Below are 17,435 nucleotides of genomic sequence, written 5' to 3' on the forward strand. Positions count from 1 at the left end.
AGGCCCGTTGGTCAAGTGGTTAAGACACCTCCCTTTCACGGAGGTAACAGGGGTTCGAGTCCCCTACGGGTCACCAAAGCAAGGGCGCTTAGCTCAGCTGGGAGAGCATCTGCCTTACAAGCAGAGGGTCGGCGGTTCGATCCCGTCAGCGCCCACCATATTTTTTATAGAATGACGCGGGGTGGAGCAGCCCGGTAGCTCGTCGGGCTCATAACCCGAAGGCCGCAGGTTCAAATCCTGCCCCCGCAACTTAAATTTTTCGAAGCTTACATACCTTCGAAACACTGTGGAGCCGTGGTGTAGTGGCCCAACATGCCTGCCTGTCACGCAGGAGATCGCGGGTTCGAATCCCGTCGGCTCCGCCACTTAATTTGACAAATAAGTTGACTCAAATAATTCATATCCCGTAAGGGTTTATTCGTTCTTTTCAAATGAACATAATATGGCGGTCGTGGCGAAGTGGTTAACGCATCGGTTTGTGGATCCGACACTCGAGGGTTCAATTCCCTTCGATCGCCCATTTCTAAGATTAACCAAGTTGGGGATTAGCCAAGCGGTAAGGCAACGGACTTTGACTCCGTCATCCCTAGGTTCGAATCCTAGATCCCCAGCCATATAAATATGAGACATTAGCTCAGTTGGTAGAGCACCTGACTTTTAATCAGGGTGTCGTAGGTTCGAATCCTACATGTCTCACCATTAACACAATGCGCGCGTATGGCGGAATTGGCAGACGCACCAGACTTAGGATCTGGCGGGCGACCGTGGGGGTTCAAGTCCCTCTACGCGCATCATTTCATGCGGAAGTGGCTCAGCGGTAGAGCATCGCCTTGCCAAGGCGAGGGTCGCGGGTTCGATTCCCGTCTTCCGCTCCAAAGAATATAAGCCGGTATGGCGGAATTGGCAGACGCGCGCGACTCAAAATCGTGAGGGAAACCGTGGGGGTTCAAGTCCCTCTATCGGCACCATTAATTAACGGGACGTAGCTCAGCTTGGTAGAGCACCTGGTTTGGGACCAGGGGGTCGCATGTTCAAATCGTGTCGTCCCGATATTTTGCAAATTCTCAGGAGTTTGCCAGTCTTGCGGGTGTAGTTCAATGGTAGAACTTCAGCCTTCCAAGCTGATAGCGTGGGTTCGATTCCCATCACCCGCTTCGTTTGCTAAGAAAAACCTTGGATTGCATATCAAGGTTTTTTTGTTATACTTTTGTGCCTGAGATCCCCTTATTAATGGTGTATGACGTATTGTTTTTGAGTTTGTGGAGTTTATAAAATCAGTGCTTGCATCCTTCTCATATTTATGATATATTATAAATCGTTCTTGTTTCAGTAGCTCAGCTGGATAGAGCAACGCCCTTCTAAGGCGTGGGTCGGGGGTTCGAATCCCTCCTGGAACGTATTGAATAACCATTAAAGCCGCGATGCTATCGCGGCTTTTTATATTTTATTACATAAAATGAACAAATGACATATATAGCCGAGCAGAGAAAGTGGGCCCTTTTGGAAAAACGAAGTATTTGCCTTTGCATAAGGATTTTTACCCATATGGGTTAAGAATAGAAAGAATCCTTCTTCAGCAGCGACTGGAAGAAGGGTCTGCTTTCGAAGCGCCTCCTTTCGGTCATTATGTTTTGTTCATCTTATATAGCCGCTTTTACTCCAAGTACTAGAACATAATATGTCGTTATTCAGCAGTTTTTTTCTATAAGCACTTGTGAATTTTTAAGGTGCGTCTGGCAACTGCGAGGCACTTCACTTATAATAAAGAAGGCAGATAGCTAAGTATATTAGCTTTCCGAATAGCACATAAAATGTTTGAACGGGGTGTAAAGATGTCTTTTTTTGATTTGTCAGGTAAAGTAGCCATCGTAACAGGTGGAGCAGTAGGCTTGGGCGGTGGAATCTCATTAGGTTTGGCACAGGCAGGCGCTGATATTGTGATTGTTACGAGCAATGATCGGAACCGTGAAACGCAGCAGCAAATTGAAGCTATGGGACGGAAGGTCCATACAATTGTAGCCAATTTGTCGGACGAAAAAGAATTGCCTCGGATCGTAAGTGAAACGCTCTCAGTTTTTGGGAAAATTGATATTTTGGTTAATAACGCTGGAATTATTCGTCGTACACCTGCGGCTGACCATGCTGCTCAAGACTGGCACGATGTGATTAATTTGAATATGAACTCTGTTTTCTTTTTGTGCCAGCTTGTAGGTAATGAGATGATCAAACAGGGCTCTGGTAAAATAATAAATATAGCTTCCATGTTGAGCTTTCAAGGCGGGATTAATGTTCCGGGCTATACAGCTTCCAAACATGCTGTAGCAGGGATTACAAAGGCCTTGGCTAACGAGTGGGCAAGTAAAGGTGTACAGATCAACGCGATCGCACCTGGATATATGGATACAGATAATACGGCTGCTATACGTGCCGATCAAGATCGTAATGCGCAAATTTTGGCTCGAATTCCTGCAGGTCGTTGGGGAACGACATTAGATTTGCAAGGCCCTGCTGTATTCCTAGCTTCATCAGCCTCTGATTATATGAACGGCCACATAATGTGTGTCGATGGCGGGTGGATGAATCGATAATGGCAAACGAACAAAGTTCTAATCGGACTCAAATGTTTCAGCCAGAACTGATCACATTCGGTGAAACGATGGCGCTAATGATGCCGGCAAATTCTAAGGGTATCGAATATTCCACACAATTTCAAAGCTTGTTCGGTGGTGCAGAGAGCAATGTAGCTATTGGAGTTGCACGTCTTGGGCATCGTGTCGGTTGGTTTAGCCGTCTCGGTAAAGATCCTTTTGGACAAGTTATATTGAAAAAACTTCGTGGTGAGGGCGTGGACGTCTCCCATGTCGAACTGACACCAGAGGCTCCAACAGGTTTGATGCTTCGTGAGGTCGTATCAGGGAAAACTTCCGTTTACTACTATCGTAAAGGCTCTGCTGCCAGTACTTTGAAGCCGGAGCATCTGGACGAGGATTATATCAAGCAGGCGAAGTTTCTCCATGTGACGGGCATTACACCAGCGCTCAGCGCGTCATGCCGTGAAGCCGCTATCGAAGCTATGAGAATTGCACGCAAGCATGGGGTAAAGGTTTGCTTTGACCCTAATCTGCGACTGAAGCTATGGTCGTTGGATGAGGCAAGAGAAGTCCTGCTGGAAATGGCCAAAGAGGCCGATTATTTCCTTCCAGGATTGGACGAGCTGAAGCTGTTGTATCAAACGGAAAGTTTTGAAGAGATAGTAGAGAAGTTAAGAGAATTAAATGCCGTGTCCATCGTAAAAGGTGGAGATGATGTGACTTATGTAGTCGAGAAGGATTCAGTTCAGTCTGTGCCTTACTTCAAAGTAGATCAGGTCGTGGATACAATTGGCGCCGGAGACGGTTTCTGCGCTGGATTTATTGTAGGACTATTAAAAGATTATTCGCATGCAGAAGCAGTGCGTTTAGGTAACCTGATCGGCAGTATGGTCGTGCAGATGGAAGGCGATTGGGAAGGCATCCCAACTTGGGAACAGGTTGAAGCCGTGCTGAACAATGTGAAGCATGTAGAGCGTTAAAATAGCTTTGCTTAACAAGCATCGGAGTATCACATGCAGGCATCATCCCAAAAGTAAAGCTTGTCCCAAAGTGGCCAAAGCGACCCGAGAACAGGTAGTAACGCATACAAGCACCACACCTAAAGTAAAGCTTGTCCCGAAGGGGCCAAAGCGACCCGAGAACAGGTAGTCTCGCATATAGGCACCACACCAAAAGTAAAGCTTGTCCCGAAGGGGCCAAAGCGACCCGAGAACAGATAGTCTCGCATACAGGCATCACCAAAAATAAAGCGTGTCCCATAGGGACGAAAGCGGCCCGAGAACCCAACCTTATGCATACGTGCCGAGGGAGTCCAGAGGGCAACGCCCTTTGGGGCCCTCCCTATAGGGAGGGTTTGGGAGGGTAACTCTCTCATGAAAGGATGATCTAACATGAAAAAAATCAAACTTTTACAGCAAATTAGCAAGGAAGGTGTAGTCGCAGTTCTACGCGGAGAGACACCGGATGAAGTAGTAGAAATGGCTGAGCAAGCCATTGAGGGCGGTATTAAAGTTATTGAAGTCACAATGACGGTTCCGTTTGCACTGCAAGCGATCGAGAAATTGGCTAAAAAATATTCCAGCTCTGCGCAGGATCCATCCAAATACGCGATTATTGGCGTAGGAACAGTCCTGGATCCTGAAACGGCACGCATCGCCATCCTAAGCGGCTCCGAGTTTGTTGTAGGGCCTGCTTTGAATCCGGCAACCGTGACCTTGTGTAATCGGTACCGTATACCTGTAATGCCGGGTGTAATGACGATTCAAGAGATTCAGCAGGCACTGGAGCTCGGTGTAGACATAGTGAAGCTGTTCCCTGGCAACCTGTATTCCCCAGCAACAATCAAGGCAATCAAAGGTCCATTGCCGCAAGCAAATATTATGCCAACCGGTGGCGTATCACTCAGCAATTTGGCCGAGTGGGTTAAAGCGGGCGCAGTTGCTGTAGGAATTGGCTCCGACTTAACTACGGATGCGTTAAAAGCAGGCGATTATAGTCTTGTCGCTAAAAAGGCAGCTCAATACATCGAGGCTTATCAAGCAGCCAAGCAGTAATCCTAATTATATACAATAATTTTTAACAAGGATCAGCAGTTGATGGAAGCTCCGTGTTTCCATCAGCCTGCCGATTAAGAGAGCAAAATTAAGGATACGTCGAAATAACCGCTCCCAATCGTACTATGCCACGATAGAACCTCTCTGTTATTGTTCGAGAGCTTTGTTGTAGATCTAAGCTGATAAGCTCAATACCCTCAGACTCATCTCCATAAACTTTATAAAACATAGGTCAATACCGCAGATAAAAAATCTGTTTCTACATATATGCAAAGCTTCTTCTCATATGCTTGTTAAGCCTAATTCACCCTTTGGGTTGCATGAAGTAGGGTCTCCTTTGTTAGTCCCTTATCATATGGTTTCGTTCATCTCATTTAGAGAGATTAAATAGGTGATAAGATGAATGCATCCTGTAGCCGATTCTCGCAGTGCCAGTATATCTTCATTATACAAATAGCATACAATTTGAAACAAAAAACCATCCCGCCGAGAGTACAGCTTCGGCAAAGATGGTCTATTTTGATTGGGATTATTCAGTTGCTACGGATTGGTCAGCCTGAAGGCCAACTGGTGCGATACGTACAAAGCTGATTTCCAAATTGCTCAGCAAATGCTGTATCGTGTCTGCCGCATCCTGTTGTCCCGAGCCAAGCAGCTCTTGGTGGTAAGCGGTAAGCAGCTCGTTTAAATCCTTGCTGCTCTGCGCGCCAATTTTCTCGATCTTAACTTTGGCACCCTTGGCAATACGACGAGTGATGGCTTGCTCATCCAAGCCCATTTCAGGCACAAGACGTTGATAAATCACACCGCCCGTCATTCCTGCGCAGATCCAAGGGCCTGGATCACCAAGCACAACTGCGCGGCCATTAGTCATATATTCAAAGGCGAAGCCCTTCAGGTTCGCACGGCTTGCGATACCGCCAAGCTCATCTTGCAAAGGTGTGTTGATTTCGCCGCCAAATACGACATCGGCACCGGAAAAGCGGATGCAGGCGCGGCTGTCGGCATTGCCCTGAATAAGGAATAGCCCTTTTTGAGCGCCGTAGCCGAACGATTTACCTACGGAGCCGTTAATGTATTGATTGTTTTTGCTTGGTGACTTCAGAATGTTGATTCTTCCACCAAACGACATTTTGCCAACACCGTCCTCAGCACCGCCGTGTACAGTAATTTGCAAGCCTTGAGCGTTAAAAGCTCCAAGTCCATTACCTGGTACAGAACCGTCTGTTAAGTTCAACGATACGGCTGGCAATGCTTCATAACTCCCGTCGAAACGATTTCTTACACGGTGGCTTGCATATCGAGTGCCCAGGATTCGGGACTCGGCATCGACCTTGGACCAGTTACGTTGAATTGGAGTCTGAAAGCTCAGGGAATCAGGGAAGAACTCTTGCCCTTCTGCACCTGCTGCAATTCGAATATCAGATGAGATCTCGGAAGCGTCTTGAGCATCCATGGCAGCTGTAAAGGAAATAGGTGCGGGCCGAAGAATTTCGCTTAAGTCAATTTTATCGAGACCTTTCATTTGCTGCAATAAATCAGAGCGTCCAACAAGCTCTTGTGCATGGTGGAATCCAAGCTGAGCAACGATTTCTCGAATTTCTTCCCCCATACCGCCGAACAATCTCACAAGCGAATCGACAGCTGTATCATAAACACGCGGGACGAAGCGGCGCAAGCCTTTTTCCTCGGCTTCCTCCATGGAATCAATTTGAGTCGCTATCCCTACATGGCAAGTATCCAAGTGACAGCCGCGACAGGTTGTGCAGCCAATTGCTTGCATGGAGATACTACCAAAACCACATCGGTTGGCGCCAAGCATCATCATTTTGACGACATCGGCACCGGATTTCAAGCCGCCGTCAGACCAAAGCTCAACCTTGTGACGTAGCCCAGCTTCAATTAAAGCCACGTGAGCAAGCTTTGTACCAATTTCGGTCGGTAAACCCACATGTGTCAAGGAATGGATACGCGCCGCGCCTGTGCCGCCGTCAAATCCTGACAGTGTTATTACTTCCGCACCTGCTTTGGCGACTCCGACAACAATGGTTCCAATACCGGGAACTACCGGAACCTTGACGATGATTTTAGCTTTGCGTCCACTGGCTTCCTTCAATTCGGAAATAATTTGAGATAAGTCCTCGATTGAATAAATATCATGGTTATTGGATGGAGATATCAAATCGGAACCGATAGTAGCATTCCGTGCTGCTGCGATCTTGGCAGTAACCTTTGAGCCTGGCAGATGCCCGCCTTCACCAGGCTTGGCGCCTTGACCAATTTTAATTTCCAGAAAGGCTACCGCATTGGCAAGCTCGATGTTAATCCCGAAACGGCCAGAAGCAACCTGCGCTCCGCGTGTCTTGGTATAGCGGCCGAGCATATCTTTAATTTCTCCGCCTTCGCCGTTCATGGTGACCATGTTCAATCGTTCACCTGCTTCTGCATAAGCGCGGAATGCCGTTTCATTCTGCGATCCGAACGACATGGAGGATATCAGCATAGGCAGGTCATGTCCGCCAACGCCAATATCAACTTGAGATGCCTTAAGCGGCGTGCGACCTTCCTGAAGTGCTTTGTCATAGTTGAAGTCGGCAACGTGACGAATCGAAATCGGATTGCGCTGCTCTTCCTCGCGAAGCTTATCGCGATAGTCGCTGTAAGGAGCTGTCCCCGATGCTGCTTCACCCAATGCTTTCCACATTCTTTGGAAGAAGTGGAAGTTGCGGGCCGCTTTAGCTTTCGGATTCGTGAAGTCCTGATAACGAGCTTCAGCATCTTTTTCAAGCTCTGCAAAACCTGTACCGGCATGTTCACTGCCTAAATAATTAACAATGTCAAGCATATCGGCAAGCTCCGGCTTGAGGCCAATCGATGAGAAAAAGCGGGTATAGCCACGCAGCTCGTGCGTACCGATAGTCGAAATGACTTTTTCTAATCCTTTAGTTAGAGCACTGTAAACCTTGCGTGCGGCTGGCGCGCCGTTTTTGGCTGATGCCGTTGCGAATAAGAGATAAGGTGACAAAATATCGGCACCGAGTCCACAAGCGACAGCAATATCATGCAGATTGCGAATAGCGGCTGTGCGCAAAATGAGGGTAGCTTGACGGCGCAGGTTGTGGCCATTGGGCAGCTTTTCACCTCTAAGGGCGATGTCGACCTGGGATACCGCAAGATGCGGGTCAATGAACAGTCGATCATTTTGATGAGCATCGGCATCATCCAAAATAATAAGCATTGCCCCATTACGAACAGCCGCAATCGCTTCTGCAGCCAATGCATTTAAAGCGTCCTTTAAAGCGGAGCCTCGTGCAAACGTAGTGGACAATACGACGACAGCATGGTCGCCTTGGGCAGTGAACAGTGCGCGAATTTGCTCCAAGCTTAATTGATTTAGCTCCGTAAATGAATTTTCGGCGTTGCTGCCTTCAAGCACCAGTGGTGCAAGCAGTTCTATACGCAAACGCTGGTCGGGCTGCTCATAGATACCTGGACGTGGACCGACAATAATGCGAGTGGAAAAGTGCTCCATTTCGCGATCACGGTCGATTGCAGGATTCGTGACGACGGCTACACTTTCTTTTATAAAGTCTGGAATATTCGTGCGTTCCCAGTTTATACAGGCATGGGGACCATCGTGACCGAGCGAACGAATCGGTTCAGCGCCGGTTTCTGAGATCGATTCAATCATTTGGATGCCTTCACGATCCCAGCCAAACGCGCTATATACGGCATCAGTGATCGGCGTTGCTTCTAATGCTGGTACTTCTACAGAAGGCTGGTCAGTATTTAGAAGGTGTTTGCGCAAGCCTGTGAATTGAACGCGTTCACTTGCACGATCATAAACGAGTGATTGAACTTCAGAGTAAGGAATGACCTGAACATGCTCTCCAGGTGTCAATATGACACCGATTTTTTCGCCAGGTGCAATAGGCTTCGGATCGGCAACCATTTCACCGACTGTAATGACACCTTGCTCGGATGAGAAGTATAGCGAGGTATCACTTTCGACCATCCATACCGGACGCAAACCAAGTGCATCAACGCTAAAAATACATTCGTTTCCATAACGAGATACGATACCGGCAGGACCTTGGGCATAATGACCCCATACTTGACGATAATACACATATAGATCCTGCAATTCCGGACGGAACAGCTTCATTTCATTAATAATCGGTGGGAATACGATCTCCATGGCTTCAAACAAGCTAATGCCAAACCGGTGTATGAAGGTCTCGATAGTCCGATTCATATCCTGAGAGTCACTACCACCGTCGACCAATTGAACACCTACCAAGTCGGCTTCAAGACGTAATTTTTTAACCGTATTGATTTCGCCATTATGGCCGAGCAGGGAGAAGGGCTGTACACGGAAAAAGCTTGACTGCGTATTTGTGGAAAACCGGTTATGGCCGATCGTCACTTGAGCTGCAAACAGCGGATCACGCGTATCGTTAAAATATTGAGGCAGGATGCTTGCAGCACCCATTACTTTGTATGCGGCAGTCACATTACTTAGGGTAGCAACGTGGACGGTATAGCGGCTTTCGATCGCTGTATGAAGCTCAAATAAACGGTCAGCCGTCTTTTGGTCCTGTGCTTTACAGATAGCGGCGATTTGCCAGAAGGTAGGTTCATCAATGCGACCATTAGCACCTAAAGCGCTGCTGTCTACCTGATTTTCCTGCTCCAAAATAATGTCAACACCATATTGGGTGAATAGCTCACGAATGCCGCTTTGCATATCCTTGACGGATATGTCTAGCTTGCGGGGTACGAATATATGAGCGACCGAGAATTGCTCGTTATAAGCTTGCTTGCCGTCAAGACCAGCATCGATAAGCTTTTGCTCCCAAAGAGCACGAGGAATATCGGTTAAAATGCCACAGCCGTCCCCCTCGCCGTTAATAAAGCCTGAACGGTGCTCAAGCTTGATCAGGGCATCAATGGTTTTACGAATATTGTCTCTGGATGGAAAGCCATCCTTTTCTATAATGCAAATTATCCCGCAGCTGTCGTGTTCAACAGATAATAAATCTCGAAATTGTCCTTCATTACGCATAGCTTCATTCATGTTATTGGTCAGCAAGCTGACCATCACCTCCCAATCGAAAGTTGTGGCTTTGTTCAACGATACGTGAGCTGCAAGCTGTAAGGTTTAAATCAAAAGAAGGAAAGCGGACAAATTTGGCAGGAGTCAATAATGTATAAAAATTCATTGTTCCTGTATAAAGAGTGGAAGGCTACAGACTGTCAGCGAAAAAAATGCGTGTAACAAAGTGGAGGCGTTAAAAATCAGGATTCATAAAATATTGTGCCTATCATTCTTATTGTTACTTGGAAAATAATGAATCTGCTAATTTCCAAGAAACAGAGTAAAAATAGAATATCACGAAATAACGTTAGGCACAATAGAATATTAAAGGGAAAATCCTTATGAAAGCGTTATTTATTGTGCATAACAGGTGAATAAATAGAAAATTATAAATATATTGATATCTCCGTAAAAGCGAACGAACTATTATCTAATTCAGATAATAGTTCGTTTTTTTTGAATTTATAGACGAGAGAATGAATTTAATGTGCTGCTGCCATTGTGGCAAAAGCATGCTCCGCCGCTGCAATTGTCGCCTCTATATCTGCTTCTGTATGTGCAGCGGTCATAAACCAAGCTTCATATTTGGAAGGAGCCAGACAAATTCCTTGCTCAAGCATCAGCCGGAAAAAATGCGCAAATTGTTCGCCGTCCGTGTCCTGTGCTTCGTCGTAATCACGTACAGGATGATCGCAAAAATGCGTAGACAGCGCTCCACGGATACGGTTGATCGTAAGCGCAATGCCATGCTTGCGCGCCGCTTGGGCCAGGCCGGCTTCAAGGCTGGCGGCCAGAGCATCGAGCCGGTCATAAAGGCCCGGCTCCTGCAGTGCCTCCAGGCATGCAATGCCTGCAGAGATGGAAGCAGGGTTCCCCGCCATCGTCCCGGCTTGGTAAGCCGGACCTAAGGGAGCTACCTGCTCCATGATCTCCTTGCGGCCCCCATAGGCGCCAATCGGCAATCCACCGCCGATGATTTTACCAAGGGCCGTCAGGTCTGGCTCGATGGCCGAGAGGCTTGCTGCCTGAAGGCCATCAAAGGTTTGCGCGGAGCCATAGTGAAAGCGGAATGCAGTGATAACCTCGTCGTAAATGACGAGAGAACCATTGCTGCGTGTAATCTCACACAGCTTCTCCAGAAATCCGGGCTTCGGCATAACCATGCCAAAATTGCCAACGATCGGTTCGATCATCACAGCGGCAACCTCGTCGCCCCACTTATTAAGTGCTTGCTCTAAGGCTTCAATGTTATTGTAGGGAACGGTAATGACTTCGCTCGCAATGCTGGGCGGTACTCCTGCGCTGTCAGGTATGCCGAGTGTGGACGGTCCTGAGCCTGCTGCTACCAGCACCAGATCTGAATGACCGTGGTAGCATCCAGCGAACTTAATGATCTTGCTGCGGCCGGTGAATGCACGGGCAACCCGTATTGTGGTCATTACCGCTTCGGTACCTGAATTGACAAAACGTACTTGGTCCAGTGCTGGAATAGCGGCTTTGAGCATGCGGGCAAAGGTGATTTCAAGCTCTGTCGGTGTGCCGAACAAGGTACCATTCTCAGCGGCACGACATATGGCTGCAGTCACATGTGGATGGGCATGTCCAAGTATAATGGGGCCATAAGCAGCCAAATAATCAATATAACGTTTGCCGTCTTCATCCCAGAAATAGGCTCCGTGTCCACGTTTCATAAATATCGGGGCACCGCCACCAACTGCTTTGAAAGAGCGTGATGGACTGTTAACGCCACCAACGATGTGTTGGAGAGCCTCCTTGTACAGATGCTCGGAACGAGGCCCTGCTTGGTTATTCGTATAAAGTTCGGTCATGAATAAGCTCCTTCATTATGTAAGATAAGCAGCGGGTCGTTTAATGGACGAGAAGTCCTTTGATTATGATAACAGCTTTTCCTTGAATTAGTACCCGGTTGTCGGCAGTTTGCAGCTTCAGCCTACCGCCTCTTTCGGACAGTTGAGCAGCTGTTAGTGTACTCTTGCCGAGCTTGTCCCTCCAATATGGAGTCAAGGCACAGTAGGCAGAGCCTGTAACTGGATCTTCATCGATACCTACGGGAGAGAAGAAGCAGCGGGCTACAAAATCATAATCAGGGTTGTCAGACCTGCTCGTGACGAGCAGCCCCCGACTGGGAAGATTTTTAAGTATGGTGAAATCAGGTTTAAGCTCTTGTACAGCAGCCTCCGATTCAAGCTCTACAATATAATCAAGACGATTGCGATAAACAGCTAATGGCCTTACGTTTCCCAAAGCTTGAATCAGCTGCGGCGGTGCCTCAGAGGGAGATGGGGGCTCTGCCGGAAAGTTGAGCTCTATTGCATTATTCAATTTTTTGGCTGTTAGCACCCCGCTCTTCGTGTGAAATCGAAGCAGATCGATTCCATAAGCGGCCCCTGTTTCCCATATCACCTGCGCTGAGGCAAGTGTAGCATGACCGCAAAGATCGACCTCTGTTTTTGGCGTGAACCAGCGTAGTCGATAGCTGCCATTACCCATCGCACATAAAAAGGCAGTTTCAGACAAGTTTATTTCCTTAGCAACCTGCAGCAGCCAGTGGTCGTCATCGGGGAATTCCTGCAAAATGCAGACAGCAGCCGGATTTCCGGAGAAAGGAGAAGAAGTAAAGGCATCAACCGTATAAATGGGGATCATTAGAAACAGCTCCTTATTTAGAAAATGGGAAAAGTAATGCAATCAATTCTATAGGAAAAGCCGCCCCATCCACTGCATAGTGGCGTAGAGCAGCTTTCACTGCGGAAGCGATAATAGCTGGGTTGCTTGCTATGTGGATTGTTTGCTTCTTCGAGCACTACGGATTAGAGCTGCTTGTGCTTAATGAAGACTTGGTATCCGTGCTGCCGATTGCAGGCTTAACTCCTGCTCCTGCTGATGATGCAGGCTTCCCAGACGTACCTGAAGGAGTACTAGTTGCCGGTTTTCCTGTTGGAGCTGACACGGAGCCTGACGCAGGTAGGACTGGCTTGCTTACCACGGAGGGATGAGAGCTGGAGGCAGCACCTGCTCTCAGGTCAGCTTCAACGACACTGCCCTTGCTGTTCACATCTTTCTTAATGGGCTGCTTGGAGTCTTGTCCATTCAAGAGTGACTTGATGAACACTTGCAGCTTATCCTTATTCACTGAGATGACATCTGCGCCTCCTACCTTCTTTTCAAGAAGCAGTTCGGATGGAGGAATCTGCTGGCTAATTAAGCCTTCGGTTTTGGCTTCATAGCCGAGAGAACCGAGCTTAATCATATCTGTTGTTGACAGATTGGTCTGTATGTAAGGATCGATGCTGCTTAGGATGCGCGGAATTTTAAATAGGGAAGAGGTAGCTTGCATCTTTTTAAGAACTATCTGTACGAAATTCCGCTGCCGCTCGGTACGTGCAAAATCACTTAGTGCATCATGACGGAACCGAACGTATTGCAGCGCCATTTTGCCATTCAGATGCTGCATCCCCTTTTTCAAATTAATATCGTATTCATGGCCATCCTCAGAATCTGAATACTTCATGTCTTTCTCCACATCGATATCGATGCCGTCAATGGCGTCTACCAATGCGATAAAACCTTTAAAATCGGTATATACGTAATATTGAATGGGGATCCCGAGTAGATCGCTTACTGTTTTCATTGTCAGATTAGCACCGCCATAGGCATAGGCCGCATTGATGCGATCCTCGCCATATCCAGGTATTTTCACGTAGGTATCTCTCATAATGGAGAAAAGGTGGGCTTTTTTGGTTATTGGATCTATGGAAGCGACGATTAAGGAGTCGGAACGCGGTACTTCATTTTGCTTCATCCCCCGTGAATCGCCGCCAAGAAGGAGTACATTGACGCGTTGATTGCCTTCCCATTTTGGTGGCAAATAGGTTTCGACGTTTTTCGATGTGCTTTGTGTCGACAAGGTACCGAGCGGTTTATTGCCGGATCCTGGTTTACTTTGTATATGATTAGCGAAATTTAAAAAAGCATATGTATAATATCCGACACCACATAAGAGCAGCAGAGATATAGCTAACAGTGACCATTTCAATTTAGAAATCATTGTGCGCCCCCTTTCATTCTGTCGATTTGCTTTTGATTTGTACTGGGTTCGTGTATCATATCATGTATAGGGTTTGAAAAAGCTGAAGATTCATACCCCCACCCAAGGAGGAAATGTTTCTCTGTTTCTTTTTCTATCTTAATTATAGTTCGTTTGTTTTATTGATATCAAGTTTCATGAATTCGGATATTTTGTCGAACTTCCGTACATAAATATGCTGAAATGATTTTCAACAGGAGGAAGCTATGTTAGCGATTGATGTGAATGACCTACGTAAGGAATTCAAGATTCAGAAAACTCGTGAAGGGCTAAAAGGGGCAGTGCGTGACTTGTTCAACCGTGAGTATAGTCAGGTTACAGCGGTTAAGGACATCTCCTTTCAGATTGCCAAAGGGGAGATTTGCGGTTATATCGGCGAGAATGGAGCAGGTAAATCGACCACAATCAAAATGCTGACAGGTATTCTCGTTCCAACTTCAGGCAGTATCAAGGTGAATGGTTACATCCCTTACAAAGAACGGGAAGCGTTTGTGAAAGGGATCGGCGTTGTATTCGGACAGCGCAGCCAGCTGTGGTGGGATATTGGCGTGATCGAGTCCTTTCAGCTGTTGAAGAAGGTGTACCGTGTTTCTGAAGCGGATTTCAAGCCGCGTCTTAGTGAGTTGGTTGAACGGCTGCAGCTGTCGGATCTGCTGAACCGGCCTGTCCGTAAGCTGAGTTTGGGTCAAAGAATGCGCTGTGAGCTGGCAGCCTCGTTGTTGCACAACCCGCAGATTGTATTTTTGGATGAACCGACCATTGGTCTCGATATTGTGGTCAAGACGGAAATACGGGAATTTCTCAAGTCAATGAACCAGAGATACGAAACGACAATATTATTGACTACGCATGATTTGCAGGATATTGAGGCACTCTGTTCAAGGGTTATTATGCTCGATGATGGACGTATTATATATGACGGCGGACTTGCCGAGCTCAAAGAAAAATGGGGCAAAGGCAAAGATATTATTTTACGATTTGCCGAGGCGGTACAGCTGGATCGGCTTCGGGAGCTAACCCAAGGCATGGAGGTTCATTGGTCAGCAGATGACGAAGGGACTGCCCGGGTGTGGATCCCACAAAATCAGGCGAATGTTTCGGATGTACTCAGCCGCGTAGTCGGTGTTATGAATATTGAGGATATTAAAATTACCGAAACGAACACGGATGACATCGTAAGGGAAATTTATAAATCCGGATCTGCTGAAGTGAAGACCACGAGCACCAGCCAAGCCGATTCCGAACAAGCAGTGGAGGAAAAGAGCGTGAACTCGCATGCTTAGCGCTTATTTGGAGATTATCCGCATGCGGTTCCTCATGATGCTGGCTTATCGCGTCAATTACTACAGCGGAATTATCATTTATGCGCTTAACATAGGTGCGTATTATTTTTTGTGGAAAGCGATATACGGGACAAGCGAGACACTGGGCGGTATGACAGTGGCCCAAATGACGACCTATGTAGCCGTTTCATGGATGGCTCGGGCGTTCTACTTCAACAATCTGGACCGCGAAATCGCAAGTGAGATTAAGGATGGCAGTGTCGCGATCCAGTTTATTCGTCCCTACAACTACATCATAGTGAAAATGATGCAGGGCTTTGGTGAGGGGATCTTTCGGCTGCTGCTGTTTATGGCTCCGGGGATGGTTGTTGTTTCGCTGCTGTTTCCGGTTAAATTGCCTACAGATCCGGTGATATGGGTTGTCTTTATGATTATGTTATTTCTAAGCTTCCTGATTAATTCACAAATTAATATCATAACTGGATTATTTGCTTTTTTTCTGGAAAATAATGAAGGTATGATGCGAATGAAACGGGTAATGGTCGATTTGTTTTCCGGACTGGTCGTGCCAATCTCCTTTTTCCCTGGTTGGGCCGAAGGGGTGCTAAAGCTGCTGCCCTTTCAGGCGATTACGTATTTGCCTGGCGCCGTATTTACCGGTAAGGTCACCGGCAGCGCCGTGTATGAAGTATTGGGTGTTCAGCTTCTATGGTTCGTGCTGCTCATTGTGCCACTAGCTTTGCTGTGGCGTGGCGCACGGTCACGGCTGTTCGTGCAGGGAGGTTGATCGTATGGCATTTTATGCAGGCCTGGTGCTTGATTATTTGAAAAATTACATGAAGACACGCCTCAGCTACCGTTCGGATTTTTGGATTGAGGTTTTGTCTGATCTGTTGTTTAATGGTCTGAATTTGTTCTTTATTTTGGTGGTATTTCAGCATACGCAGCTAATTGGCGAATGGAATGAGCAGCAGGTTTTGTTCGTATATGGTTATTTTATGGTTCCGTTTGGTATATTCAGCGCCTTCTTCAGCCTGTGGGGGTTTACGGAAAAATATATTGTGAAGGGCGAAATGGATCGAATTTTGACTCGACCTGCCTACAATCTAGTGCAGCTCATGCTGGAAAATATGGATCCGTCCTCCTTGTTCAGTGCTTTGACTGGCTTTTTGATTATGATGTACTCTTGGTCTCACTTGGGCTTAACTCTTTCCTGGTATGATCCTTTGGTGTTGATTGTGTTGGTGGCGGGTTCGATTATGATTTACGGAGGCATTTATATATTTTTCATTGCCACGTCATTTTTCTCTGATTCACCAACGGGGATATTACCTTTGATCTATAATTTGCAGAATTATGGACGATATCCGATGACGATTTATAATAAGCTGCTTGGCTTTATGTTAACTTGGGTCTTACCGTTCGGTTTCGTCGGTTTTTTCCCGGCTGCTTATTTTCTGGATCGGGCGAACTGGGGGAGCTTTGCTTTGCTGACACCGCTCGTCGGTGTGGTGTTCCTCGCGTTTGGTTTGACAGTTTGGAATATAGGGGTCAAACGCTATCGTGGGGCAGGATCGTAAATGAACGGCTCGACGGCCTTCTCTACTTGAACAGTGGAGGAGGATTTTTTTGTTCAAGGATATTATTTGGGTCAGCATTGGAAAAATTTTAATGTTAAATTAAGGTTGTATTCAGCTTCGCATCATTCTTTCTTCATAAATTCGTCCTATAGTTTTAAGATATGGGATCACGACGAAAAAGAAGGGAATATAAGCAAGGTTAATAATTAATGCTATACGTACATAAGAAAGGTGGATAATTGGATGTCACAGCTTGAAGTGGGACAGAAGGCTCCTGATTTTACATTGCCCTCAAGCAGCGGCGAACTTGTATCCCTTCGGCAATACCTTGGAAAAAAGCTCGTTATTTATTTTTATCCTGCAGATCTGACACCGAGCTGTTCACAGGAATCTTGCGATTTCCGCGATGCAATTGGCGCGTTTAATGCATCGAATGCAACCGTCCTGGGTATCAGTCCGAATGATTTGAAGTCTCATCATAAATTTATTGCCAAGTACGATCTACCCTTTGAGCTGCTGTCGGACCCAGATCATCACGTTAGTGAGCTGTTTGGTGTATGGCAGCTTAAAAAGCTGTACGGCAAAGAATACATGGGCGTAGTACGATCAACATTTCTTATCGACGAGCAGGGCATTCTAGTTAAGGAATGGCGCAAGGTTAAGGTCAAAAATCATGTATCCGAAGTTCTTCAAGCGGCAGAAGTATAAGCTACTATCTGAT

At 46.8% G+C, this 17,435-nt stretch carries 10 protein-coding genes, 13 tRNA genes and 1 pseudogene; 20 read left to right on the forward strand and 4 right to left on the reverse strand.

The features are described 5' to 3' along the window. Position 1 precedes the first annotated feature (1 nt). The 16 genes from BM210_RS26555 to BM210_RS26630 all read left to right on the forward strand — a co-directional run bounded on the left by BM210_RS26555 (position 2) and on the right by BM210_RS26630 (position 4,645). A tRNA-Glu gene (locus tag BM210_RS26555) sits at positions 2 to 76 on the forward strand. 6 nt (positions 77 to 82) lie between these two features. Continuing rightward, a tRNA-Val gene (locus BM210_RS26560) sits at positions 83 to 158 on the forward strand. Positions 159 to 175: 17 nt separating this feature from the next. Continuing rightward, positions 176 to 249: transfer RNA gene (locus tag BM210_RS26565), tRNA-Met, on the forward strand. A gap of 39 nt (positions 250 to 288) precedes the next feature. Further along, positions 289 to 365, forward strand: a tRNA-Asp gene (locus BM210_RS26570). An 80-nt stretch (positions 366 to 445) separates the two neighbouring features. Continuing rightward, positions 446 to 518, forward strand: a tRNA-His gene (locus BM210_RS26575). A gap of 21 nt (positions 519 to 539) precedes the next feature. Beyond that, positions 540 to 614, forward strand: a tRNA-Gln gene (locus BM210_RS26580). A 9-nt stretch (positions 615 to 623) separates the two neighbouring features. Beyond that, positions 624 to 699: transfer RNA gene (locus tag BM210_RS26585), tRNA-Lys, on the forward strand. A 12-nt stretch (positions 700 to 711) separates the two neighbouring features. Next, a tRNA-Leu gene (locus BM210_RS26590) sits at positions 712 to 791 on the forward strand. A 9-nt stretch (positions 792 to 800) separates the two neighbouring features. Then, a tRNA-Gly gene (locus tag BM210_RS26595) sits at positions 801 to 875 on the forward strand. 10 nt (positions 876 to 885) lie between these two features. Further along, positions 886 to 968 (forward strand) — tRNA-Leu (locus tag BM210_RS26600). Positions 969 to 976: 8 nt separating this feature from the next. Further along, positions 977 to 1,050 (forward strand) — tRNA-Pro (locus BM210_RS26605). Between the two features lie 33 nt (positions 1,051 to 1,083). Beyond that, positions 1,084 to 1,154, forward strand: a tRNA-Gly gene (locus tag BM210_RS26610). A gap of 169 nt (positions 1,155 to 1,323) precedes the next feature. Next, positions 1,324 to 1,397, forward strand: a tRNA-Arg gene (locus BM210_RS26615). 435 nt (positions 1,398 to 1,832) lie between these two features. After that, positions 1,833 to 2,588 (forward strand): 2-dehydro-3-deoxy-D-gluconate 5-dehydrogenase KduD, encoded by a 756-nt coding sequence (kduD, locus tag BM210_RS26620; RefSeq protein WP_091175239.1) that lies wholly within the window; start codon positions 1,833 to 1,835, stop codon positions 2,586 to 2,588. Beyond that, positions 2,588 to 3,571: a sugar kinase gene (locus BM210_RS26625; protein ID WP_091175241.1), complete on the forward strand. Its 984-nt coding sequence runs from the start codon at positions 2,588 to 2,590 to the stop codon at positions 3,569 to 3,571. The genes kduD and BM210_RS26625 overlap by 1 nt, the downstream gene beginning before the upstream one ends. Before the next feature lie 411 nt (positions 3,572 to 3,982). After that, a complete protein-coding gene (locus tag BM210_RS26630; protein ID WP_091175243.1) occupies positions 3,983 to 4,645 on the forward strand; it encodes a bifunctional 2-keto-4-hydroxyglutarate aldolase/2-keto-3-deoxy-6-phosphogluconate aldolase in 663 nt (220 codons plus the stop codon). Positions 4,646 to 5,174: 529 nt separating this feature from the next. Here the strand turns inward: BM210_RS26630 and BM210_RS26635 are convergent. From BM210_RS26635 to BM210_RS26650, 4 genes and pseudogenes are all read right to left on the reverse strand, one after another. Beyond that, entirely contained in the window at positions 5,175 to 9,710 is a 4,536-nt protein-coding gene (locus BM210_RS26635) for a glutamate synthase-related protein (RefSeq protein ID WP_091175368.1), read from the reverse strand. A 515-nt stretch (positions 9,711 to 10,225) separates the two neighbouring features. Next, positions 10,226 to 11,572 (reverse strand): glutamate-1-semialdehyde 2,1-aminomutase, encoded by a 1,347-nt coding sequence (locus BM210_RS26640; RefSeq protein WP_091175245.1) that lies wholly within the window; start codon positions 11,570 to 11,572, stop codon positions 10,226 to 10,228. A 40-nt stretch (positions 11,573 to 11,612) separates the two neighbouring features. Then, complete coding sequence (locus BM210_RS26645) at positions 11,613 to 12,410, reverse strand: PhzF family phenazine biosynthesis protein (protein WP_091175247.1); 798 nt, start codon at positions 12,408 to 12,410, stop codon at positions 11,613 to 11,615. Positions 12,411 to 12,798: 388 nt separating this feature from the next. Continuing rightward, positions 12,799 to 13,812: pseudogene (locus BM210_RS26650) on the reverse strand (LCP family protein); the annotation flags it as partial. Positions 13,813 to 14,057: 245 nt separating this feature from the next. Here BM210_RS26650 and BM210_RS26655 point away from each other — a divergent pair. The 4 genes from BM210_RS26655 (at position 14,058) to bcp (ending at position 17,422) form a co-directional block, all read left to right on the forward strand. After that, entirely contained in the window at positions 14,058 to 15,134 is a 1,077-nt protein-coding gene (locus BM210_RS26655; protein ID WP_091175250.1) for an ABC transporter ATP-binding protein, read from the forward strand. Continuing rightward, on the forward strand, positions 15,127 to 15,921 hold the full coding sequence (locus tag BM210_RS26660; RefSeq protein ID WP_091175251.1) for an ABC transporter permease: 795 nt from the start codon (positions 15,127 to 15,129) through the stop codon (positions 15,919 to 15,921). Before BM210_RS26655 ends, BM210_RS26660 begins: the two co-directional genes overlap by 8 nt. A 4-nt stretch (positions 15,922 to 15,925) precedes the next feature. Next, positions 15,926 to 16,714 (forward strand): ABC transporter permease, encoded by a 789-nt coding sequence (locus BM210_RS26665; protein WP_091175253.1) that lies wholly within the window; start codon positions 15,926 to 15,928, stop codon positions 16,712 to 16,714. 243 nt (positions 16,715 to 16,957) lie between these two features. Then, positions 16,958 to 17,422 (forward strand): thioredoxin-dependent thiol peroxidase, encoded by a 465-nt coding sequence (gene bcp / locus BM210_RS26670; protein ID WP_091175254.1) that lies wholly within the window; start codon positions 16,958 to 16,960, stop codon positions 17,420 to 17,422. The last annotated feature ends 13 nt before the right edge of the window (positions 17,423 to 17,435 follow it).

Source organism: Paenibacillus sp. 1_12 (genome assembly GCF_900114475.1).
Classification (GTDB): Bacteria; Bacillota; Bacilli; order Paenibacillales; family NBRC-103111; genus Paenibacillus_S.